A 22,992-nucleotide genomic window follows, 5' to 3' on the forward strand; every position below is an offset into this window, starting at 1 on the left:
GCCGTAGTACTACTCCCCGTGATGGTCAGGTTCGGGGTGATGTTGTATTCGGTGGGGAGCTGGCGGGGTGGTTGTCGTGGGTCGAATCGTTGCCGCGGGTGCTGCCGATGCTGCGGCACTGGTGGTTGTTGTCGCGGGGGTCGCACGCCGCACCGATCGCGCCGAACAGGACCCGGTGGTGCAGAGGCCGCCGACTGCCGCGAAGGCGATGACCAGTGGTTTCGCGCTACCGACTGACCGGGCGGGCAGGTGTGGGGGCGGAATGTGTGGTGCTGGGATAGATCACGGTGCCTTCTCGGGTTGGTGGTCGAGTGCGGGGAGTTCGCGGTGTGCTGCCGCGAGTGAAGGCCACACCGGCGCCCCGGTGTACATATACAGGCTGCAAGAAGACGAAAACATTGTCAAGCAATAAATGGGGACTTGACGAGATTCTTGAGTGCATGGCGGGTGTCGTCGCGGAGTCATGCGGGACGGTTCGGGTTCGTAGGCGTCGCAGGCGGTGGCGTCCGGCCAGGCTGTCCAGCGCAGCATCCGGTCTGGAGCCTTCCGCTGATCGCGCAGCACTTGACCGATCTCGGCCTGGATCAGGTCGAGATGTTGCTCGAATATCGTCTGCCGGAGGCGAGTTCCCGGGCGGACGTGATCCTCTGCGGGATCGATCCCGAAACCGGCGCAGACACCTACGTGGTCGTCGAGCTCAAGCAGTGGAGCGCGGCCGAGCTGGAGTTCAACAGTGACCGAATCGTCAGGGCCACCGGCCTTCCGGGCGAGAAGCTTCATCCGATCGACCAGGTCCGAGGCTATTGCAAGTACCTCACGCAGTACGTCGAAGTGCTACACGATCAACCGCGAGCGGTACACGGCGTTGCCTACCTCCATAACGCGACTGAGAGTTCGATCGGCAGTCTGCGAGCTCAGCAACCCGATCAGTCCGGCCGCATGTATACCGCCGAGGGACGCGAGGACTTCCTGCGGTTCCTCGCGAACCGATTGGCTCCGAAGTCCGGCGCCGCGGCAGCTGAAAAGTTGCTGGAAAGTCCGATTCGGCCGCGGGCAGACCTGATTTCCTTCATCGCATCGGAATTGCGTCGGGCGACGGAGTATTCGCTGCTCGACTCGCAGGAAATTGCCTACCGGCGAGTTATCGACCAGGTACGGCTGTCTCATAAGCAGGATGGCAAGGGCGTCGTCATTGTTACCGGCGGTCCAGGTAGTGGCAAGAGCCTCATTGCGATCACGCTGCTGGCGGAACTGCACCGCGAAGGAAAGCGGGTCAAACATGCGACTGGATCGCAGGCATTCACCGAGTCGCTTCGAAAATTTCCGGCCAAAGGTTCTACCACGCTCAAGAGTTTGTTTCAGTTTTACCGCACATTCGCCAAATACGAGAAGAACGAGCTGGATGTGCTGATCTGCGATGAGGCGCATCGTATCCGGGCTGTTTCGACCAACAGATTCTCGAAGCAGAGTGAAAGGACCGGCCGACCGCAGGTCGACGAGCTCATCGCAGCCGCCAACGTCCCAGTGTTCCTCCTGGACGAGCATCAGGTCGTTCGGCCGGGAGAGGTCGGGACCTATCGCGAGATTCACGATCACGCGACTCGTGCCGGTTGTCGAGTGCACCACGTCGAGTTGGATGGGCTGTTCCGGTACGGTGGCAGCGAGGAATATGACGAATGGGTTCGTCGGTTGCTCGGACTGCGGGCAGGCGGTCCGACTGCCTGGACCGGGGACCCGAACTTCCAGGTTCTGGTGGCACAGTCGCCGCAGCAGATGCAGGACTTTCTGCGGGCGAAGAACGAGGAAGGCCAGGTGGCACGCATCACTGCCGGGTACTGCTGGCCGTGGAGTGATCCGAACCGGGACGGGAGCTTGGTCCACGATGTCAGTATCGGATCGTGGTCCATGCCGTGGAATCTGAAGAGCGACAGGTCGGTCAACGGCATTCCGTCCCGGTTGTACTGGGCGACCGAACCGGCGGGCTTCGATCAGATCGGCTGTGTCTACACCGCTCAAGGCTTCGAATTCGACTGGGCAGGGGTCATTATCGGCCTGGACATGGTGGTTCACGACAGGACGCTGAAGAGTGTCCGGGTGGGCAATCAGGATAGGATTATGCGGGCCAAGGACCTGTTCGACGACGAATTCGACCGGTTGGTCCGCAATATCTACAAGGTGTTGCTTACACGCGGCATGAAGGGCGTGGTCATCTACGCCACCGATCCGAACACTCAGGAATTGCTCACCAGCCTGGTTCCCGGACCGTCACACCTCGGGCCCGGAGCCAACGCCGCCTCAGTGTGACGGCGCGACCGGCAGTCCACCAGGTCATTACAAGTGCAAGCTTGTGCTTTCGGTCAGTATCTTTCGAGCACCTTCGATATCTGCTAGACGCGCGGATATCGTTGCTGTTGCCAAGTTGTCAGGTAGTACGTCGGAGAATTTCAGTCCGCGGGCTGCTCGCTCGTCGGCCATCGGAAGTACCAGTACCGAGTCCGGTTTGCGTAGGTCGGCTACCGCAGCGCGCCACATTTCGGCGGTCAGATCCGGTCGGAGGCGGATGCTGAAGTCGTTGGGGCGCTGGGTGGGATCGACCACCGCGGCTAGAGACGCCGCGAGGGTGGCGTTGGCGCGGAAGCCGGCGAAGGTCCACCAGCGCAATGCTTCACCCTCGCGGTCGATCACGGTGGCGTTGCCATCGACGCTGTTCACCGACTTCGTGGCTCGGATGTCGGCGAGCTCATTCTTTGCTCGCCGGGTGAGGGTGACCGGGGGGTCGGCACCGAGCAGCACGTCACGTATGGCGCGCGCGAGCTCGAAGGAAAGTCCGCGCAACCCGATGTTCGACCACTTCGCGACACCGCCGCCATCGGCCGGCTCTACGAACGCACGGCGACGGGACCAGTCGATGTAGGTGACTCGCCAGCTGCGACCGGCAAGCAACAGCAGGCGCGGTCCTGGCCGGTCGTCCGTCAGGACCGAGGGGTCGGTGTGGCCGATTTCCTGACGACCAGCCAGCACCGTGAATTGTGGAGGTGCGGTGAAGGCGGCGGTCAGGTCGAGGAAGTGGCGTTTGCCGAAACGCTTTTCCGCGGAGGGGCCGATATGGAGCAGACCGCCGTCGTCGTCGAGATGCCCCTCCGCAATGAGATGGTGCAGGATCGGCGCGCCACTGATGTCGAAGGGCGGCAACCCATTCCATTCCTGTGCCCAGATACGGTCGCCGATGGAGTGCTGTTGCAGCGTAACGGCGAGCAGTTGCTGTGCAACCAGGTGACGAGGTTCAGGCGGCGCGACGATCGGTTCGACCCAGCCACGGCTCCACAGCAGGATCAGGGCCGCGGCTTGGACGAGGGCGTCATCTGTGGTCGACAGAAACAAGCAGTTGCGTGTCGTGCCCGCCCGCCGCCCGGTGCGGCCGATGCGCTGTAGGAACGAGGCGACTGTTGTCGGCGAATCGATTTGGATCACGCGGTCGAGGTCGCCGACATCGATGCCGAGTTCCAATGTCGACGTGGAAACGATTACACAGTCACGTGCTTCGGCGAAAGCTTGTTCGGCCCTGGCACGTTCGTCCACAGAGAGCGAGGCGTGGGAGAGGAACACGGTCACCCCGCGGGTGCGCAGAGCGGACCCGAGCTCTTCGACCTGGCGGCGGGAATCGCAGAACACCAGCCGTTTCTCACCACGGTGGAGTGCGGCGATGACCTTTGCCGCGTTCTCCAACGACCCGACGTAGTCGAGCTCGACATCGCCCGGTGGTGGGGACGTTGTTCGGCCGGACGCGGGCAGGGTGACGCCGGGGGCAATGACCCGCCCCGCCCGGGCCACCGCCCCTGATCCTTGCAGCCAGGTGAGGAGTTCGGTGGGGTTGCCGACCGTGGCGGAGAGGCCGACGCGCTGGATCGGGCGGCCGGTGACACGTTGGAGTCGTTCGAGAACCGCGAGCAGGTGCCAGCCGCGGTCATCGCCGGCGAAGGCGTGAACTTCATCGATGACGACGGCGCGGATATTGCCGAGGAGCTGGTTGTGATCGGTTTTCGTGCCGATCAGCATTGCCTCGAGCGATTCGGGCGTGGTCAGCAGGATATCGGGGTGTTCCCGGCGGATCCGGTCGCGTTTGGCGTTCGACACGTCGCCGTGCCATAGCGCGGCGCGACGGCCGAGCCACTGTGCGTAACCGTCGACCCGGGGCGCCAGGTTGTTCAGCAACGCTTTGAGCGGGCACAGGTACAGCACGGATGTCCCGGTCCAGTGTTGCTGCGTCATCGCGCTGAGCAGCGGGAAGCAGGCTGCCTCGGTCTTGCCGCCCGCAGTCGGCGCGAGCAACACGACGTCCTCGCCCGAAAGCAATGGCTCGATCGCCTCTTGCTGCAAGGGTCGCAGGCCTGGCCAGCCGAGCGTGTTGACGATGTGGTGCACCACCACCGGATCGAGTCGATCCCATACCTCGTCGGTCACGGGCCGATCTTGCCATGTGGTCGGATGCGTCGGATCGCTCGCCCGCTACGGCAGGTGGTCGTCGAGGATTCGGACGAACGATTTCAGGGTGTCCAGGTCGGAGGTGGCGACGTGACGTGTGGATCCCGAGGTCACACGTCGAGGTCGATGTCGTCTGCGCTGACGAGATTTCGTTCGGCATCGGTGAGTTCGGTGACGCCGACAGTCAGCGTGTAGTGCTCGCGGGGGTTGAAGTCGGGGAATTGGTCGACGCGATCGAGTACATCGCCGACCAGCTTCTTGAGGTACACCCGTGGTGCGATGCCGACCTTGCCACCGAGCGTGCCGCTCACCGCGGTGGCCAGGTCGGCGATGTAGGCGTCGTCGGCGACGCGGCGGATGCGGTCCGGCTCGGTGCTGCCGTCGGCATAGAGGTTGCGGATCGTGCTGCCCAGCGCTACAAGGGATTCCATCGTGAATCCGGGCAATCGCAGCTGTACAGCCCGCGGGTTGTCGAATCGCGGGTCGGTCGTGAAGTCGGTGGCGAGGCGCTGGGCCAGGGGTGCCAATCGCTGCACGCCTTGCTGCCCGTCGTAGAACGCAGGCGTGCCGGTGATGAGCAGGTACAGGCCGGGGAAGCGACCCGAGTGGACTTCGTCGATGAGCTGGCGCAAGGCGTTGAGCGCCTTGTCTCGCGCATCCGAACGCACCCGCTGCAGAGTCTCGACCTCGTCCAGGACAAGGAGCAGGCCACGATGACCACTGTCGCGCAGCACCGTCAGCAGCCCCTGCAGGAAGCCGAGTGCGCCGAAATGGTCGAGCTCACCGCGGACACCGGCGGCCCGCCGCGCGGCCGCCGCAACGTTGGGCTGGCCACCCAGCCAGGCGATGATCGCGGACGCCGTGGCCTCGTCGTTGTCGAGTAGCGCGCGGTGGTAGCCGCGTAGCGCCGTGGCGAACGACGGGGCGTGGCGCGACACCTCGGCCAGTCGTGCGGCCATCAGTTCGCCGACCGCGTCCGCCAGCCCGTCCTCGTCCGCGCCGGCGGCCAACGCGTCTTCCTCGAGCGCGTAGAACCAGGCATCGACAACCGGTCGCAGCGCACTGGGCGGAAAGCTTGTGGTGGTCAGTTGCTCGGTGACCCGCCGATACACGGTCTCGAGCTTGTGCAACGGCGTCTCGGTCTCCGAGATCTGGATCTCCGCGACAGCGAACCGCTTCGCTCTGGCGCGCTCGCCCAGCCACCGTGAGAAGAACGTCTTACCCGATCCGTACTCACCACGCACCGCCTTGAACACCGCACCGCCGGAGGCGACGGTGTCCAGCTCGGTATCGAGTGCTGCCTCGAACCGGTCGAGGCCGGTCGCCAGCAGGTCGAGTCCGTTGCCCGGCACTGCTCCGCGCCGCAGGGCGTCGATGACGTCACGGCGGCGGACGGCGCTGACCGGGGAAGGAACGCTGTTCACCAGGGCAATCTTTCCATGAGGTGATCCTGGACAATGCTGCACACTGCGGCGGCCGGACTCGTCAACGGATGCCGAACTGCGCGCGTAGCAGCCCGATATTGAGTCGTAATGTGCGGCCGTCCGCCAGGATCTCCAGTACCTGGATGCCATCCACATTGAGGAGCTGCCCGAGAACGGCCGCGAATCCGTTTGCCCTGATCGGTGGATCACCGACCCGTTGGGCGAGGGCTGTGGTGGATTGGGGACCGTCGAGGAGAGCGCGAATGGCCTTCTCCAGCTTGGAGCTACTCGGTTTGCGTGCGAGTTGTTCCAGCTGTGCCGCGAACACGTCCGACGCGAGGAGTCGGGCGACCAGGTCTTGGGCCGGATTCGCCGGTTGTGACAGCGGTTCAGGACTTGGCAGCGGTATATCGAGAGTGATCTGTGCGGAGGTCTCTTCCGCGATTCGGTCGGTGACGCGCTTGTTGGCCTTCTTGATGGCCACCGGGGCCTCGGGTTCGGGTAGCGCATCAGCATCGTCGCGCCACCAGGACGGGCGCTGGTCGCCCAGCTCGCGCCAGCCGGAGGGGCGCTCGGCACCGTAGGGGAGGAAAGCCAGGACCGGAATGGTGATCTCGGCCAGCGAAGCACCACCGTGATAGCCGGCCTTTTGCGCGGTGTAGCGGGAGTCGTTGTCCCACAAGGCAACGATTGATGCGCCGGGCTCGGGCCAGACGACGCGCGGGCCGCGCAACGCAATCTCGGTTTCGGAACCGCGGTCGAACTCGGCGGGCAGGCGGTGTCGCGCCGATTCGATGTTGGTGGCGTCGACGGTCTGGCCATGTCGGTCGATCACGTGACCGTGGTCGCTGGTGATCAGTACGACCATGCCCTGGGCTGTCGCTGCCGAGGCGAGTGCCCGCAGGTCACCGATCTCGCGGGCTTCCCAGCCGGAGTCGTCGAGTTTGGCTTCCTTGGCGAGGCGGTCATCGATCGTGTTGAGGACTACCGCGACGTGGCAGTCCTGATCGTTGATCGCGTTGTTGAGATCGGCGCCGAATCGATCGCCCGGCTTGCTGCGCAGGTCGTTCTTGTGGAAGACCGCGGCGCGCCTGGCTCCCCAGAACGAGTGCGCGGGAAATAGGCGCTGCTCGGTCTTCTGGTCGCCTTTCATGAGCTTTCCGGCGAACAGCGACGTGCGCGAGACTGCAGTCAAGCTCGGCAGCGCCGCGGCCATGCAGCGGCGGCGAGCGTCACCGTCGGACAGCGGGTCGTGTTCGGCGAACGTGGCGCGTAGTTCACCTGCCAGTTCGGTGGCGATGGAGGCGCTCATTCCGTCGACCACGATCAGTAGCACGCGGTGCTCGGCTGCCAGTGGCCGAACCACCCGGTGGAGGAAGGTTTCCACAGTGAGCAAGGATGCCGGTGTCGTGCCCGCATCCGTCCATACCGCAAGGTTTTTCGCGAACTCGCGGTCGAATTCGCGGCGGATGGCGCGGGCACGGGTGGCGATGGTGTCGTACGCGACGCGCAGGGCAGGATCGTCGTCCCCGCCGGCGTCGAGGTAGTCGAGGGCGCGGTCGGCCCAGGCTGTGCTGTGCATTTGACGGTTCAGCGCAGCCCCGACATGGGTGTCGACAGTGGGGTCGGGCTCGGTGTGCAGCCACCGGGTGAGGCGCTGGGCCATGCGAACTCGGGTGATGCGCACACGGTGATCCGCGGCGAGGTCGTGGTCGCGCAGGGCGGCGACGGCCTGGTCGATCTCCTTCGGATTGCCCCGGCCGAGCGCTTGTCCGGCAGCGGTGAACCTGGCTTCGAGTCCGGCCGCGAGCAGCGGGCTCTGCGCTGCGGCTTCGCCTGCGCCGAACTGGCGGACCAATAGATCAGCCTGGGCCAGAACGGTCTTCGCGACTTTGTGCGCAGCCATAGCGGCGTCGTCAGCTTCGTCGTCGAGGTCGGTGGCGGCGCGTGCTTTCACCAACAGATCGCGAACGTAGTCCTCGCAGGTGCGGCCGTAGGTCGCGAGCAGGCGGTCGAGTGCTTCGCCCTGTACAGGGGGGCGATCACCGAGCCAGCGCTCGACGCGCCCACGCGCCTGATAGACGGCGTTGCCAGGGGCGGCGTGCTGCCACAAAGCAGCGCAAACGAGCCCGTATGCGAGTGCTTCCGCCCCGTGTCCAGCTACGGTCAGCGCGGCTACCGCGGTGCCGGTAGCACCGCATTGTTCTGACTCGCTGAGGAATTCGATGAGGCCGTCGCGCTCAGGTGCCCGGAGATCGAGTAGCTGTTGGGACGCGCCCGGACGTTGTGTCCACTCCAGCAGGGTGACGGGGTCGATGCGATCGGTCCCCGACTGGATGCGCAGCCGACGCCCGGTCAGAGCGGTGAGTGCTGCGACGCGGGAGAGGACGCGGCCTGCCATCGCGGTGGGCCACCCTGGGGCGCCGGCAGCGTCGAGCAGAGCCTCGCAGGCCCAGCCGTCCCGTTTGAGCCGGGGATCAATGGATATGGCGCCGAACGATTCTCGGACGATGTCCCAGCGGTCGATCGCATAGACCCGTCCTCGGTGGGCGCGCGCGAGGATCGCGGGGTCGAGATCGTGTTCCTCGATATCGGTGAGCAGCACGAGAACCCGCGGGTCGGGAGCGATTTCGCGGGCGTGTGCAAGGACGGTTTCGTGCACCGCCAGCGGCGACGCAGCCACCGATACCTGGGCTCGACGGCCTTCAGCGAGCGAGAGGACAGGTTCGCCCTCCCACTCCGGTTCGCCGCGCAGCAGCAGGGTGACAGGTCCACCTGGCGTGGCCAGCTCCGTCTGGAGTTTCTTGTGTGCCGAAAGATATTGGGCCACAGTGGCCCTCGACATGCGCAGGGCAGTCGTGTCGGTGGTGCTGGTCATTCGACGACCCGCCACGTGATTTCGATGTGCGCAGTCGGCTCGAGCGCCGCCAGCTCAGCTAGTTGTTCGGAGAAGCTCGCGGCGGCGTCGCGCGCGGTGGTGGTGTAGATGCCGGTCCGGCGGCCCGCGCGAGACTTGGTGGGGTCGATCGGTGGCGTGCTGGTCTTGGTGCTCAGGTCAATTTCGTCGGGAGTCGGTGTGGGTGGGGCGATCACCGGCGCGGGTTCGACAGGCGTCGCCGGCGTGTCCCTCTGCTGTTGGCGCAGAGCGTCCTCGCGCAGCTTGCGCGTCGTCAGCTCGGTGACCTGCCGGTCGATGGTGCGCAGTGCTTCTGCCAGATCGGCCGAGCGCTGGTCGGCGCGCGCTGTGGTGCGCAGTGAGTCGAGCAGGGACGTGCCCGCAGGGCCGAGCAGGGTGGCCTGCTCGAGGTTGCGCCAGGCAGCGTGTGTCAGGGCAGAGGTGACCTGATCGGCCGACTTGATCGAGGTCGCATATCGGTCCGCATTGACCTCGACCAGATCGAACCGAGCCAGCGTTTCGACAGCCTTCTTCGCGCCGGCGGACCCGCCCGTGCCGACCGCGGCGAGGGCGGTCAGTAGCTCGAGCGAGCGTCGAGCCAGCGCAAGCCGCTCACCGGCATCGCTGTCATCGAGCTTGAGGAAATCGGCGTGCTTCTCCAGCTGTTCGACAAGGCGAGCCGTGGAGTCCTGGTACCTGGTGGCGGCACCGTTGATCTGACGCGCGAACTGCTGCACCGGCCCACCGCGAAGGAGCGTCGGAGCCTTCTCGCCGAAGATCACCTCGAATCGATTGCGGGCGGAGTCGAAGTCCGATTCGCTCGGCAGCGGCTGGGTGCGCAATGCGTCGCCGTTGTGGATCTTGGTGAGTTCAGGGGTGTCGATGGGCACGCCGCCACGGACCCAGATCCGGTCGTCCATTTCGGCGAACGAGGCGATCACCAGGTTGGCGATGTGTGGTTCCAGGCCGCGCGGCTGCGGCAGGTCGATCCAATCGCCGAGCGAGATGACCGTCAGGTCGCCGGTGCTGCCGTTGTTCTGGGCGGCGCGCCGGAAGTGGTCGGCCCATCGTTTGGACAGCTCGAAGTAGGCCTCTTTCTGCTGGCCCAGACCGAGCGGTTCCGCGATCCGGCGCATGAGTGCGCGCTCTTTGGCAGGTACTTCGAAACGTCCGTCGCGAGCTTCGGCAGCACCCTTCACCTGCGCAAGAACGACTTTCGCATCGGTCGCCTTGACCGCTACTCCGCTCCCGTCCGGGTCGAGGTTCGGGTGCTCGGGGAACTGGTGGGCGAGGAGCTTGCCTGCGAGGTTGCGGATGGCGTCGTGCAGTGGCTGGCCGATCGAGACGGTCAGTCCATCGATGTCGGGCAGCGGGTGGAACAACTCGCCCAGGTCGTTGGTGACGTCCTCGGGTTTACGTTCGGCCAGGCCGTAAGCCTGCTTGAAGGTGGCGAGTACGCGCTGACGCAGGACCTCGCGCTGCGATTCGAGCAGCTGTTTGGCACTGGCCCGATTGTCGGGGTTGAGATGCTGGGCGTACTGCGTGTCGAACCGATACGGATCGGCGAGCGCCTTCGTGATGACCAGCAGCCGCCGGAAGTCCTCCCAGCGGGGTTTGGTCAGGTGGGTGGGCAGCCACGCAACCGTGTTGGGATGGTTGGTGCCCTGCTCTTCCTTGAGCCGTCGAATACGGTCGGCGTCTTCGATCGGGGTGTGGGTGCCTTCGTCGTAGGGAAGGTCGATGACGATGCGCCAGCGTCCTTCATAGGCGGGCTGCAGGTCGTGGTTGGGCAGCGCGTCGTCATCGCTGACGTTGCCGAACACGACTTCCGCTATGCGGTTGGACCCACGCCAGACGAAGCGCAGCTCATCGGCATCGAAGCGACCGTTGGCACGATCGAGCCCGAATTCCTCGGCGAGCAGGTCGCGGGCGAGGGCGAGCCGGTTGGCCGGATTGTCGTTGACCTGCGCGTTGGCGATCACCGACTCGACGTCGACACCGGACAGTTCCAGGCGCACACCGGGATTGGCGTCGGTGCCGGTGGGCTTGATCTCGGGGAAGCGACCGGCCCACTCGCCGATCATGTCCTTGATCACGCCCTCTTCCCGGCCGGGGATCATGGTGGTGATCGAGCCGTAGTTGAGTGCGCCGAGACGGCGAATCGTCAAGTCCCGCAGGGCAGGAACGCTGGGTGCCAGGGCAGCCAGCAGTACCGTGCAGGCGAGGCGGTTCTGGCCGACGAACTTCTTGCAGTTGCCGAGGAGCTTGGCATCGGTGATGGTCTCGCGCCGGTTGATGTAGGCGTCGATGTCGTCTTCGGTGACCTCGCACGTGTTGAGCAGGTACGGGCGCAGACGTGACTTGTACAGCTTGTCGGCGGCGTCGAAGAGGACCTTCTTGTCGGCGACGAACGGGCGGTCGCCACCGCGAGTGAGCTGTTCGTAGAGGTCACCCAGCGGGACCAGGTCGCCGAGGCGCAGCTCGTTGCGATGATCGGCGAGGAGCTGGCCCATCAGTTTCAGGCCGGTGCGAGAGCGCTGCAGGGCGGCCGAGATGTGGACAAGGGTGTCGAGGAAGGCGGGGGAGAACGGGTAGCTCAACCGGAACGAGGCCTCGTCGGCGCCGGTGGTGGACTCGTCGGACCCCAGGAGGGTGTCCCACACCTTCGGGCTGAGTTTCCTGGTCCGTTCGAATGCCGCGTCGAATTGGGCTATTGCGTCGTCGTCGCGTGGCTTGAGCAGTCGGGCGTGCGCGATTTGCGGCAGGTTGCGGTCTTCAAGACTGATCAGGTCGAAGCGGCCCGACGCGTGGTTGAGCGCATCCTGAATCGCCGATTCCGCGGCGCCTGCGAGTTCTTCGCCGACCAACTCGCGAAGGTCACGCTGGCGGGCGATGAACGAGATGATCGGGATATCGCGACGCGCGTCGCCGCCCTCACGGAAGTTGGTGATCTTGCTGGCTTCGCGCGCGACCCGCTTCTCGTCGTGGATGAGGCTGGCCAGCCACAGGATCAGCTCGTCCAGGAACAGGATGATGCCGTCGTAGCCGAGCGATTTCGCGTGGGACGCAATGACACTGAGGCCGGCGTCGAGGGAGATGAAGCCGGTCTCGTCCTCGGCGGCGCGCTGAGTGAAGCCGGGCAACAGTGTGGTGCCGGCATCGTGGACGAGCTTGGCGCGCAGCTCCGGCGGGGTGGACGGATTGACCAGATTGAGTCCGCTGCCGTCGTGGGCCTCGGACGCGGCGAGTGCGGTGTCGACCTTCTGCGTGGTCCAGAAGGCGGTCGGCTCACCCCATTCGTCGTCACCTTCATCTACGTGGTCGCTGTTGAGGGCCGCGAGGAACGACTCCTCACCCATCCGGGTGCGTAGTGAGCGCAGGTCCGTGAACAGTGCGTCGGTACGGTACACCGGCGGGATGATCGCTTCGGGATGCCGCTTGCGGACGAAGTCGACGTAGCCGCCGAGCACCCGCTGCTCCATCGCTTTGGCGTCGATCATGTGATACGGCACCATCAGGAACTTCTTGCCGTCCGACAGCAGCCACTCGTGTTTGGTGAGCAGCGGGTCGAATTCGCTCCGGGAGCGGGCGACCGGGTTGCCGGAGAGCAGGGCGTAGAGCACCGCCATGAAGTGCGACTTACCGGCACCGAACGAACCATGCAGGAAGGCTGGCTTCGACGTGTTGCCGTCGAGCGCCGACTTGATCAGCGCGAGAGCCTCGTCGAAGTTTCCGAGGAGGCGCTCAGTGAGCACGTAGTCCTCTACAGCATTTGTTGAGCCTTCTTCAGTGACTGCGTCTGCCAGAGTGAGCACATAGTCCGAGCCGGCGATGTGCTCCTTGATATCGATGAGGTCGCGCAGAAGTGGGCGCTGGTCCATCAGTTATCCCCCTGTGCTGCTTCAGTCTTGGTGGTGCGCTTCGTTGTTGTTCGGCGACCGCGGGTGGCGGGTTGTGGGCACCAGTTCCGCAGGTCGTCGTCGGTCAGACCGTGCTCGCCTTGCCTGTCGTGCCGATCGCCCGCGAGGAAGGTCGAAGGCGCGATACCGAAGTCGGGGTCGATCTCGTTGTGCCACTGGTCGAGCCAGGGCTGTAGTTCGAACAAGCCGACCAGGAACGGGGTGATCTCCTCGGTGGAGAGGCTGTGCTCGGCGAGGTAGATGGCGATGGCCATGGCTTGTTCGCGGTGGTCCCAGCCAGCCCAGCCGTACAGCTCCGGTGTGGTGGCGTTGGTGGCGCCGTAGGAGATGAAGCGTTCCTTAGGCACGTCGAGCTTGCCGCGAGCTTGCCAGAAGGAGGCGCGTAGGAAGTCGGCGGAAGTGTATTTGGGTGGGACAGGGATGGTCTTGCGGTATTCGTTCTTGTCGTGGCCGTCGGGCATGGCGTCCTCTTGCCGCTGCTTGCCCCACACGTTCTCCCAGTCTTTGCGCTTCTTGAGGCCGGATGGCTTGTAGCGCAGAGCAGATACGAACGGCACGTGCTGGTCGGTGATGAGGTCGGCGACTACCGTTGCCAGATCGGTGCGCGGTGCGTAGAGGGCCGCGACGGAGACGAAGTCGTCGTCGGCAGCCAAACGATCGGTGAGCCTGGCCAGGGTGAGGACTTGCGGTTGGTCGCTGTCACCGAACCACAGCTCGCGAGACTCCATGCGATCGAGAAGCCAAGAACCGAGTGCCTGTTCCTGCAGTGAGTCCCAGCCATCGGTCAACCATCGGCGCTTGTTTTCCGGGCGTTCAATCATCCCTAGTGCTCGGTTCGAGTCGATTGCTGCGATCCGTTGCTCTATGATGCGGCGGTATTCGTTCGGCCAGTGTGCAGGGATTTCCACTATCGGCGTGGATCGATGCCGGCGGAACCAATCGGTTTCGAGGCCTTCATTTTCGACGAGACGGGCGAGATGAATCTCGAATGCGCGTTCTCCAAGATTAACCTCGGGGATTTCATGTGAGTGGGCCGTGAAGTCGCGGTCGGTTAGGCCGTAGATCGAGTACACTTCCCAGTCAAGCTCCTCCTGGAGGGCAATCATTTGTCCGCGGAGACGGTGCCACTTGTTGCGGGCATCGCGAATTTTATTGGCGGTCGGGATCGAAGATGCACAGATCGAGGCGGGCGATACCGAATTCAATTCCGCAGCCAACCGGTCAAGCTGCGTGCCGATGTCTTCTGGGTATCGGTCTGGTAGGGGAAAATCCTCAAGATTGCTGCCGGTGAATTCGTATCGAACGGTCCATTTTTCGGACTCTAGCCCGCGCCCTACCCCATTGCTTGGTTTGTCTTGACTCACCATCTTGAGCCAGAAGCAGGCGGTGGAGCTGTTGAGCAGCCCGAGCAGACGCAGATGCTCCTCCTCGCTCGCCCCCTCCGGCAACTTGATCACCGGCGCGGACTGCTTGAACACCTTCCCGCCCCGGTCCAGCACGAAATGGTTGTGCGTTGCCACAAAAGCAAAGGTGATTGATTTTGGCACGCGCAGCTTTTTCGTAGTGAGGCGTCCGTACTCGCTCCACCGCAAGCCGGTTGCAACCTTGGTCTTCCCGCCGAACATCATATTGCGCGAAATATTCGTTCGAGCTGGCCACATGAACTTGTAGAGCGCGGGAATCTGTTCGACGGCGACCGGGCGCAACTCATCGTCGTAGGGAAAAATCGCATCATCGAACCCGCCACCGTTCCAGTCGCGAAGATAGTCACCGGTTACCATTGGGCGTATGTATTCGCTCGGGATGTGTTGGCGTGCGACATCCTCTGGCGGGATAAGATAGAGGTCATCCTCAAGGGTGAAGCTTGTGATGCCGATAGAGTCTGCGACCTCCGATAGCCTTTTAGTCGCACCCTCGTCGAGTTTTTCAGTCATTTCGAGTCCGCCATCAAGGAGCACCCATGGTTGCCGACTGAAGTATCGATCTCGATCGAGGTCGTCGACGGAAACCCACTGACTTGCGCTAGGAGCGCTGTCGATTTGGTCCGCGATGGCGCGCCAGACCAGGCCATTCTCCGGTTCGAGGGGTGCTTTTGGTTCGCCCTGTACACTTCGGACGGTCCGGATTGTCGTTGATCGGTTCTTTCCTGACCGGCGCGTTCCAACCAGAATTACGGTTGGCGTGCCGTGTCCTGGGATGTAGGCGCCGGAGGTGTCTACGACCTCGGTGAGTTCGACTGTGTGCGCGAAGAACTCTTCGATTAGTTTGGTTCCGAATTCGCGCTTCATGAATGAGTTGGCGGTAATTTGCCCAACTAGGCCGAAGCCGCGGCCATCGGGGTCGCCAACCTTTGCCAGCTCAAAGAATCGTTGGGCGAAGGGGACTGACAGCGCGTATTTGCCTGCACACGCCTTGTAGAGTCCGCGGTATATCTCGTTGAGGTTCTTGTCCTTAACCGTGATGTATGGCGGGTTGCCGACCACGACGTGGTACCTGCCTGGGCTGAGAATTCCTGGATGCTCGTGCACATCCTCCGTCGCGTAGGAGAACTCGGCAAGCGGGTCGCCGTCGTCCCCGTCGAGGCTGAGTTCCAACTGTCGAGACTTGATCAGTGAGTCGCCGACGGCGAGTTTGATCGGCCACTCGTAGCGCGCGGCCTCGACTAGTGTGCGGACGTTGGCGGCGGCCATCGCGGCCACGAGGAGACGGAAACGGGCGATGGCGATCGCGAAGGGATTGAGGTCGACGCCATGGACGGACTTCAGCGCGGCCTGGACGCGTTCGTGTCGATCCTTGGTCGGCTGCTCGACGGTCCAGCGCTCGTTCAGGCGTTTGAACGCTCCGAGCACGAAGTGTCCTGATCCGCAGGTCGGGTCGATAAGTTTGATCTCCGCGTACCCAAATTCGCGAATCGCAGGTTCGAGGGTGCGGTCGAGGATGAATTCTTCGACGAATTCAGGGGTTTGGAGGAGGGCGTAGTTTTTGCGGATGTCTTCGGAGAGGTCTTGGTAGAGGTCGCCGAGGAAGCGGGTGTCCCAGCCGTTGATGCCGTCTTCGTCGAGGGGGTCGGTGAAGTTGTGGACGAGGACGCCGTGTTCGTCTCGGGTGCGCCAGAATTCGATGAGGTCGCGGGCGCCGTCGTGGGAGAGCGGGATTTGGTAGAGGGCGTTGTGCGCGGGGTCGAAGAGGAGTTTGCCTGCCTGGCCTGCGCCGAGTTCGGCGAAGGCGGTGGTGAGCCAGCCGCGGTAGGTGGGGTCTGGGTCGGATTCGACGTAGGCGTCGTAGCGGGCGTGGGCGAGTTCGCGGCGGTCGTCGGTGGGGCCGGTGAGGTAGGGCTCGGCGATCAGGCGGTTGTCTTCGCAGAAGCGGACGAAGACGGTGCCGAGGACCCAGGCGACGGCGACCTGGGTGATGCGCTCATCGAGCCAGGAGGTTTCGGTGGCTGCGGTGCGGTTGAGTTTGCGGGCGTGGGCCCACTCGTCGTGTAGGCGGGATTTCACCTCTGGTAGGGCGCGCAGCTGTTTGTTCAGGTCGTCCTCTGCCGCGGTGACCTGCTTCTTCAGGTCGGAGAGCAGTGCGGCGCGGTCGATCATGCGGAGACTCCTGAATCGGTCGAGGGGCTGGCGCGGTGGATGTTGTTGATCCACGAGGCAGGTAGTTGGATCCACTCGTTGAGAGCGGACTGGTACGGCACGGCAACGGCACCGAGGTGCGGTGGGCGCATCGGGTCGGACTGCGGGCACAGCAGCCACAGACCGCCTTTGCCGCGGCGGGCCTGTTCGGCCAGGCGGCCGAGCACACCCATGGCGTCGTAGCGGGCGAACACCAGGGTGTCGGTAAGCAGCAGCGGCCCGTTACCGGTGATGTTGTCGGCAATCTCGGCTTCGATACGGCTCCACGCGGTGCGTGCGTATTCGGAGAACTTCATGGCGGGACGGGAGCCGGGCGGCGCGATGTCCGCGCGCAGGATCGTTTCCCAGGTGGGCTTCGTGTTCGGGGGGACCAGGTCGTGCATGGTGGCCAGGAACAGCGCTGTCGCCGACATCGGGCGGGCCGCGAAACGGTCCCGCAATTCGGCGGCGGCGTTGGGGCGGTCCTTGTCGTCGTTGCGCATGATCGGCGCGGTGAGTACGCGGAATCCGTCCCGCGGCGCTGCACCGACAAGTAGTTCTTCGGCGCGTGCGGCCTTGGCGAGGTTCGGGTCGTCGGAGTAGCGGCCCAGTGCGTGCGAGTTGACGGCCGTTGTCCAGCGGGGGGCGTGCTCGGTGAAGCTGGAGGTTTCGTCGGCGTGCTCGGGGATGTAGCGCTGGGCCCGCGAGACCGGGTGCGTCGCAACTACCAGGCCGAAGCCAGCCTCCCGCAGTGCTTTTGTGAGCTCCGGGGTCGGCAGATCCTTGTTGCTGCCTGCGACGGACAGTTCCGGGAACCTCGCCAGGATCCGGTCGAATACCGTCTGTGGCCGCAGGCCAGGCTGCTGCGGGAGCGGCATGCCGGGAGTGAGGGTGACCAGGCCGGCCTGGGTCAACCGGACGGCTCGCACCAGAGGCAGGTCGCGCGGATAGATTTCCAGACGCGGGGTGACCGCCGCATTGCGGGACGCGCTGACCGCCACCTGCACCAGGCGGCGCTCGTCCAAGGTGAAGGCGCCTTCCGGCGGCTCGATGGCGCCGAGCCGGTCGAGGACCGTCGCAGCGGTCGGCAAAGTTTCCTGGTCGGCCAGTGCGTCCGCGGTTTTGCCCAGGCGCAAGGCGTACTGGGCCAATGCGGGCGCGGCAGGTGTATCGAACGATGCGTCGTCGTCGGCCTCCAAGGCCAGCACGACTACCGGGTTCGCGCCGGAATCACGCTTCTGGGCGACGTAGAACGCGGCCTCGTCCGGCGCGAGCTGTTCTACTTCCACGACCACCCGCAGCGCAGCCAAACCCAAGGCCCGACGTTGCGCGCGCTCGTGCAGGCGGGTGCCGCGTCGGGCGATCAGCGCATCCGCGAGTTCCGTCGCCGCTGCGACACGCCCGAAGCTGTCCAGCAGTTCCAGCACCTGCTCGCGCAGCGCCTGAACAGCAGGGTCCTTCTTCCACTGCGTGCGTTGAGCTTTCAGCAACTGCGCGACTCGGCCCGAGGTCAAGCCCAGGGTTTCGGCCACCGCCGACTGGGTCGGCCACGCATCGAGTTCGGGCAGATCACCCGCTCCAGGAATGCGGAGCAAGCGAGCAACCGCATCGACCTTGGTGGCGTTGCCGCCGGCGCCGTTGTTCTTGCGCTCGGGGACGAAACCCGCAGCGAGCGTGTCCAGGCTGAGCGTGCGCAGCAGTCCTGCGCTGAGGTCGGCGCTGGCCGCGGTGAGCTCGGCTTTCGCTTCCTTCCTTGCCTCCGAAGTGAGCGGCGTCGGCTCCTCTTTGCCCAGGCGCCTGCCCCACTCTTTGATCCGGTCCTGGATCTCGCGGCGGGCGCGAGCGCCCAGGCCGGGGGCGTTGATCAGCTTGCCGCGGCCGTAGTCGAGCAGCTCGCCGACGGTGTTGACGCCGAGGCCGTAGAGGAACTGCTCAGTGGCCGCGGTCATCCCAGCCTGGGACAGGTGGGTCTCGACGGTCGCCTGTTCGGCGATCTGGCGCCGCTGGTCCTCCGGCGACACCTCGTCCACGTCGGCCGGCGGTGCCGGATGCGCGCTCAGCGGCCGCGACGGTACCGAGCGGCTCATGTCCAGGAAGATCTTGCGCCACGCATCGCGCATCGGCTTCAGATCCGAAAAGCGTTGGGCTACATCACGGTGCAGGGCCTGGCGGAAGAACTTCACCAGGCCGTCGCGCACCGACGGGTCGAATGCGTCCGCGGCGACCTCGGGATACGGGAATTCCGCGGCATCGAGTTGGCGCGGCAGGACACTGCCATCGCCCCAGCGTGGCAGCTCGCCCGAGGCCATCTCGTGCAGGGTGACCGCCAGCGCATAGCGCTCGGCGTGAGCGTCGTAGACACCACGAGTCAACGTGGTGATGAATGGGTCTAGATAGCCTTCGGTGCCTGCTTCGGTGTTCTGCACCGGGTAACCGGCCAGCGAGAAGTCGATGAGGACCAGTTCGCGAGTCCGGTTGGGGCGAACGCGAATAGCGATGTTGTCCGGCTTCAGGTCGCGATGCCAGACGCCTTCGCCTTCGAGGAAGTCGAGGGCGCCGAACAGGTAGTCGCTGTAGGTTTCCAGACGGCCGACCTGCAGGCGGCCGTTGTCGCGCAGTTCGCGGGCGACCGTCTCCTCGGTGCGGTGCTTGGACTCCTGCTCCAGTCCCTGTTCGTCGCCGACATATTCGAGAACCAACGCGGTCCGGTCAGCGAGGGTCAGCACTCCGGGATCGACCAGGTCGATGATGCCTGAGTGGCGCCGCAGACCGCGCAGTACTCCCGCCTCGCGGGTCAGCACTTCGCCGCGGTCGTCGGAGAGCGCGACCTTGAGCACCACATGGTTCTTGCGATTGTCGGAGTCGGCCTCCAGATCGCGGACAAGGAGGGCGCGGCTCGTCGACCCGGTTCCAAGGCGGCGACGCACCAGCCAACGGCCTGCCAGCACGTCGTCGCGGACCGCTTCCAGGGGGTCTTTGTCCGGTGCGCTGAGCTCTTCCTCGTCGGGAGCGGTCAGCGCATTCTCGACATCTTCGAGCAGCTCGATGAACTCGGCGATCGATGTGAGCCGCCGCGTGGGTCGATAGTCCGTCGCCGCCGCGACCAGGAGGTCGACGTCCGGTGGCAGATCATCGACCACAGCGCTGGGCCGCAGATCCTCGCCTGCTTCGAAGCGCGCCAAGAGTTCTGCTTGCGCCGTGGCCGGTGCTCTGCCCGTCACGAGCAGATAGGTGAGCATGCCGAGGCCGTAGACATCCATCGCGATGGGGTCGGGAGACGTTGCCGCGACCTCGGGGGCGAGGTAGGCGTCCGACCCTGTCGACAGGTGTTGCGCCGACAGCAGTGTCGGTGCGTGCCGGGTCATGGACAGGGCAGTGCCTGCCGAGCGTTGCGTCGCCACCTGCCAGTCGGAGATCTGCAGCAGTGGCGCACGCCACCGCTGGGTTTCGGCCGAACCACGTTGGGGAATCACGTGAATCGACCGGGCGGCGAGCGCGCGGTGGTACAAGCGTGAGGAATGCGCAGAGCGCAGTGTCTCCGCCAGCTGGCGCACCAAACCGATGCGATCGCCGATGTCGAGCGATTCGCCGTAGCGGGCGAGGTATTCGTCGAGGTGCAGGGTATCGGGGTGGTACCGGAAGATGAGCGCGGGGCCTGCAGAGTGGCCCGAGGAATCGAAATGCTCGAGCTGCACCGCGCCCTGGTGCCGGAATCGGCGCAGCACGGCCGCTTCTCGGCGTGCTGCGGCGTCCACCGACTTGCGGGACTCTTCATCGGCGCCGCGTTCACGTAGGTAGACGCGCACACGAACCGGTTCTCGCAGCTCGGCGTGGACGGCGAGGTAGTCCTGCCACGTCGGACCCGCGTCGATCGGCTTGCGCTGCAACAGATATGGGCCGACGGTGAACTCGGCGTCGCTGCGTCGGACGCCCGCGTCTTCGAACGCTTTCTTGATCCGCTTGGCCTGCTGGGCGTCGATGCGGCGCCTGACGTCGGTGACCGGAGCATTGAGTCGGTCCAGCAGCTCTTTGACCGTGTGCGTATTGGCGCGGTCTCCGGCGGGCAACTCGAACCGCAACCCCTGGTTGGTGAGGCAGACCGCCGAGCTGACGAAGACGCGAGTTCCGTTGGCGCCGAGCAGGCTCGCTAGTTCCTTGCTCTTCTGGTTCACCAGATGCAGCGGGCTCCGGAACAGCCTGCGGTCGCCACGCTTGTTCGTCTGAACCCAGTCGCCGCCCTCTGCGGACAGGCGACCGCTCCAATCCTTGAGCTCGATCATGTGCACCCCGTTCGGGGCGATCACCAGCAGATCGATCTCGCGCACATGGCCGGTGTCGGCGGTGAAGGTGAAGTTCGACCAGGCAAACCACGGATCGACATTCGGCAACTGTGTCCGGATAGCTTCCAGCCCCCGGCGCTCGTGCTCGAAACTCGACTCGGTGACCGTTGTCCACCGACCCTCGTCCATACTCGCGCGTCCTGTTCTCGTTGTCCCTACATCGCCCGGCCCCCGCCGTCGCGAAGACCACAGTAGCCGCCGGAATGCTTGCTCGAAGCATCGACGGCCATCCGTGAGTTCCTGCCGCTAGAGCATGTGTTGCGGGCAATACGCCTGGATGGCTGCGTCGAGGAAGGTGAATGGGTACTCGAGCGTGTCCCTGGTGCTTTCTGCGAGCTCGATCTGGTTGGCTGCGGAGCCTCCGTGGGTATCGAGCCACCTGCACTCCGACAGGGCCAGCTGAATGGCGGCATCCTGGACTTCACAATCCTCGCGGTCGTGGTAGGACTCGCGCAGGAACAGTCGATCGGCGTTGCTGCGTGGGCCGCATCCACTGCTCGAAGAACCGCCGGCGGAGCCGGTGTTCGGGGCGGCGACAGCGCTGGGCGCGACGGCGGTGAGGGTGAGCGTGGCTGCGCCGATGGCGAGCAGGGCCGAGAGGGTGGGTGTGCGCATGGGTGGTCCTCGATGGTGCGGTGGGGCTGAGCGTGTGGTCGGGATGAGCCTGACTGCGCTCTGATGACGTTGCTCTACGGGAGTGTTCCGCTGAGCGATGTAAATCATATGTATTGCTGAAAGCATTGTCAATCGTGATGTGGTTGTTGTCCTGGTTGCGCTACGGCAAACAGATCGGCAGACGAGATGGGAAGATGAGGGAGGTGTGCAGGCTGCTCGCCGTGGCATCGTGGTCGGACTGACGGAGGTAGTTGCCGTGCAACCGCAGGTTGTCGGGGATCGGTATGAGCTCCTCGCGCAGATCGGGTCCGGCGGGATGGGGCGGGTCTACGAAGGATTCGACCGCAATCTCAAGCGTCGGATCGCGGTGAAGTTCACCCAGCCGAGCCTGGACAACGACCCGGGCTGGACCAAGCGCTTCTTGCGCGAGGCCGAGGTGATGGCGCGACTGAGCCACCCGGGATTGCCCGCAATCTACGACGCGGGCCTTCTTCCAGGGAGCCCGGAACGGCCGTATCTGGTGATGGAATTCGTCGAGGGCATCACCTTCGACGATTTGCTGGCCAACCACGGATCGCTGCCGGTCGGTGTCGTGGCCGCGCTCGGTGCGCAAACGGCCGCGGTGCTGGCCGCCGCGCACCGTCACCGGATCTTCCATCGGGATCTCAAGCCGTCGAACCTCATGTTGTGTCCCGACGGGACCGTGAAGGTCCTCGATTTCGGGCTCGCCGTAGTCCTCGATGGTGACGTGACGCGCTACACCACGACGGGAGCCACGCTCGGTACGCCCGCCTTCATGGCGCCGGAGCAGGTCGAAGCCAAAGCTGTCGTGCCGCAGACCGATCTGTACGCGCTCGGACTGGTACTGCACGAACTGCTCACCGGGAAACGGGTGATGACCGGTGGGACACCATTTGTTGTGTGGCAGAACCAGATTCATCGGCCGGCACCCGAGATCGTGACCGCATGTCTCGGGATTCCGGCGGACATGGCCGAGCTGGTTATGTGCATGCTCGCCAAGTCGCCTGCGCAACGACCACACGACGCTGCCGTGGTGCACGCCGGTCTGCTCCGGCACGCGGCCGGGTTGGGTTCGCTGTCGGAAGTGACCGGGCTCGACGGGCCCGCGCTGATGTACGCGCTGGCAGTCGGTGCCGCGGAACACACACGGTCCGAGCCCGAGGATGAGCCCGACGGCGCATCGACCGCCGTGGTGAACAGTGAAAGGGTCGGTTTGCGGCAGGCGATCGAACGCACGCGGGAGCTCACCGGCGCCGCGCGACCCGCGGATACCGCGAGCCGGCTGAAGACCGTTGTCGAGGCAGTCGCCCCGGTTCTCGGTGCACACGATCGCGAGGTGGTCGAAGCACGGACCAGGCTCGCCGACCTCCACCTCGAGACCGGTGAATACCGCGAAGCCGCCGACCTGTACCGCCCCCTGATCGACGAGCTGACCGAGGTCTGGGGGCCCTACGACGACCAGGTGACGTATTGCCAACGGCAACTGGCACGCTGTGATGTCGGCGCCGGTGACGCTCGCGGTGCTGTGCAGCGGCTGCAGCAGCTCCACACGCGGATGGCCGTTCGGTACGGTGAGCAGGACCGTCGCGTCATCGAACTGGCGGCACAGATCAGAAATGTCCGGAACGACTGACTGGCTGCGCAATTCCAGCCGATCCCGCTGGGCGACGACATCGTGGGGCT

Annotated in this window: 9 protein-coding genes; 2 read left to right on the top strand and 7 right to left on the bottom strand. The window is 64.8% G+C overall.

The annotated features are described in order from the left end of the window. Positions 1-564 precede the first annotated feature (564 nt). On the top strand, positions 565-2,304 hold the full coding sequence (locus ACFVAV_RS22465) for a DNA/RNA helicase domain-containing protein (protein ID WP_379037045.1): 1,740 nt from the start codon (positions 565-567) through the stop codon (positions 2,302-2,304). A gap of 27 nt (positions 2,305-2,331) precedes the next feature. Here the strand turns inward: ACFVAV_RS22465 and ACFVAV_RS22470 are convergent, their stop codons facing one another. The 7 genes from ACFVAV_RS22470 to ACFVAV_RS22500 form a co-directional block, all read right to left on the bottom strand. Beyond that, on the bottom strand, positions 2,332-4,461 hold the full coding sequence (locus tag ACFVAV_RS22470) for a DEAD/DEAH box helicase (protein WP_379037046.1): 2,130 nt from the start codon (positions 4,459-4,461) through the stop codon (positions 2,332-2,334). Between the two features lie 131 nt (positions 4,462-4,592). Then, positions 4,593-5,906, bottom strand: a complete 1,314-nt coding sequence (brxD, locus tag ACFVAV_RS22475; protein WP_379037048.1) for a BREX system ATP-binding protein BrxD — start codon at positions 5,904-5,906, stop codon at positions 4,593-4,595. 61 nt (positions 5,907-5,967) lie between these two features. Next, a complete protein-coding gene (gene pglZ, locus ACFVAV_RS22480; RefSeq protein ID WP_379037050.1) occupies positions 5,968-8,784 on the bottom strand; it encodes a BREX-2 system phosphatase PglZ in 2,817 nt (938 codons plus the stop codon). Then, on the bottom strand, positions 8,781-12,683 hold the full coding sequence (locus ACFVAV_RS22485) for a phage resistance protein (RefSeq protein ID WP_379037051.1): 3,903 nt from the start codon (positions 12,681-12,683) through the stop codon (positions 8,781-8,783). Before ACFVAV_RS22485 ends, pglZ begins: the two co-directional genes overlap by 4 nt. Continuing rightward, positions 12,683-16,315: a BREX-2 system adenine-specific DNA-methyltransferase PglX gene (pglX, locus tag ACFVAV_RS22490; protein ID WP_379037053.1), complete on the bottom strand. Its 3,633-nt coding sequence runs from the start codon at positions 16,313-16,315 to the stop codon at positions 12,683-12,685. The genes ACFVAV_RS22485 and pglX overlap by 1 nt, the downstream gene beginning before the upstream one ends. Further along, positions 16,312-20,802 (bottom strand): BREX system serine/threonine kinase PglW, encoded by a 4,491-nt coding sequence (gene pglW, locus ACFVAV_RS22495; protein ID WP_379037054.1) that lies wholly within the window; start codon positions 20,800-20,802, stop codon positions 16,312-16,314. The genes pglX and pglW overlap by 4 nt, the downstream gene beginning before the upstream one ends. Before the next feature lie 117 nt (positions 20,803-20,919). Then, the gene (locus tag ACFVAV_RS22500; RefSeq protein ID WP_379037055.1) at positions 20,920-21,288 is read right to left on the bottom strand and encodes a DUF732 domain-containing protein; all 369 of its coding nucleotides are present in this window, start codon (positions 21,286-21,288) and stop codon (positions 20,920-20,922) included. Positions 21,289-21,544: 256 nt separating this feature from the next. On the opposite strand from ACFVAV_RS22500, the gene ACFVAV_RS22505 reads away from it, so the two are divergent. Beyond that, positions 21,545-22,942, top strand: coding sequence for a protein kinase (locus tag ACFVAV_RS22505; protein ID WP_379037056.1), 1,398 nt, complete (start codon positions 21,545-21,547; stop codon positions 22,940-22,942). The last annotated feature ends 50 nt before the right edge of the window (positions 22,943-22,992 follow it).

It is taken from the genome of Nocardia sp. NPDC057663 (genome assembly GCF_042799895.1).
GTDB lineage: Bacteria > Actinomycetota > Actinomycetes > Mycobacteriales > Mycobacteriaceae > Nocardia.

What these genes read in the sequence shown, in the direction of transcription:
- pglZ (WP_379037050.1), bottom strand. Translation starts at nt 8,784, where the DNA reads ATGACCAGCACCACCGACACGACTGCCCTGCGCATGTCGAGGGCCACT.
- ACFVAV_RS22485 (WP_379037051.1), bottom strand. Translation starts at nt 12,683, where the DNA reads ATGGACCAGCGCCCACTTCTGCGCGACCTCATCGATATCAAGGAGCAC.
- pglX (WP_379037053.1), bottom strand. Translation starts at nt 16,315, where the DNA reads ATGATCGACCGCGCCGCACTGCTCTCCGACCTGAAGAAGCAGGTCACC.
- pglW (WP_379037054.1), bottom strand. Translation starts at nt 20,802, where the DNA reads ATGGACGAGGGTCGGTGGACAACGGTCACCGAGTCGAGTTTCGAGCAC.
- ACFVAV_RS22500 (WP_379037055.1), bottom strand. Translation starts at nt 21,288, where the DNA reads ATGCGCACACCCACCCTCTCGGCCCTGCTCGCCATCGGCGCAGCCACG.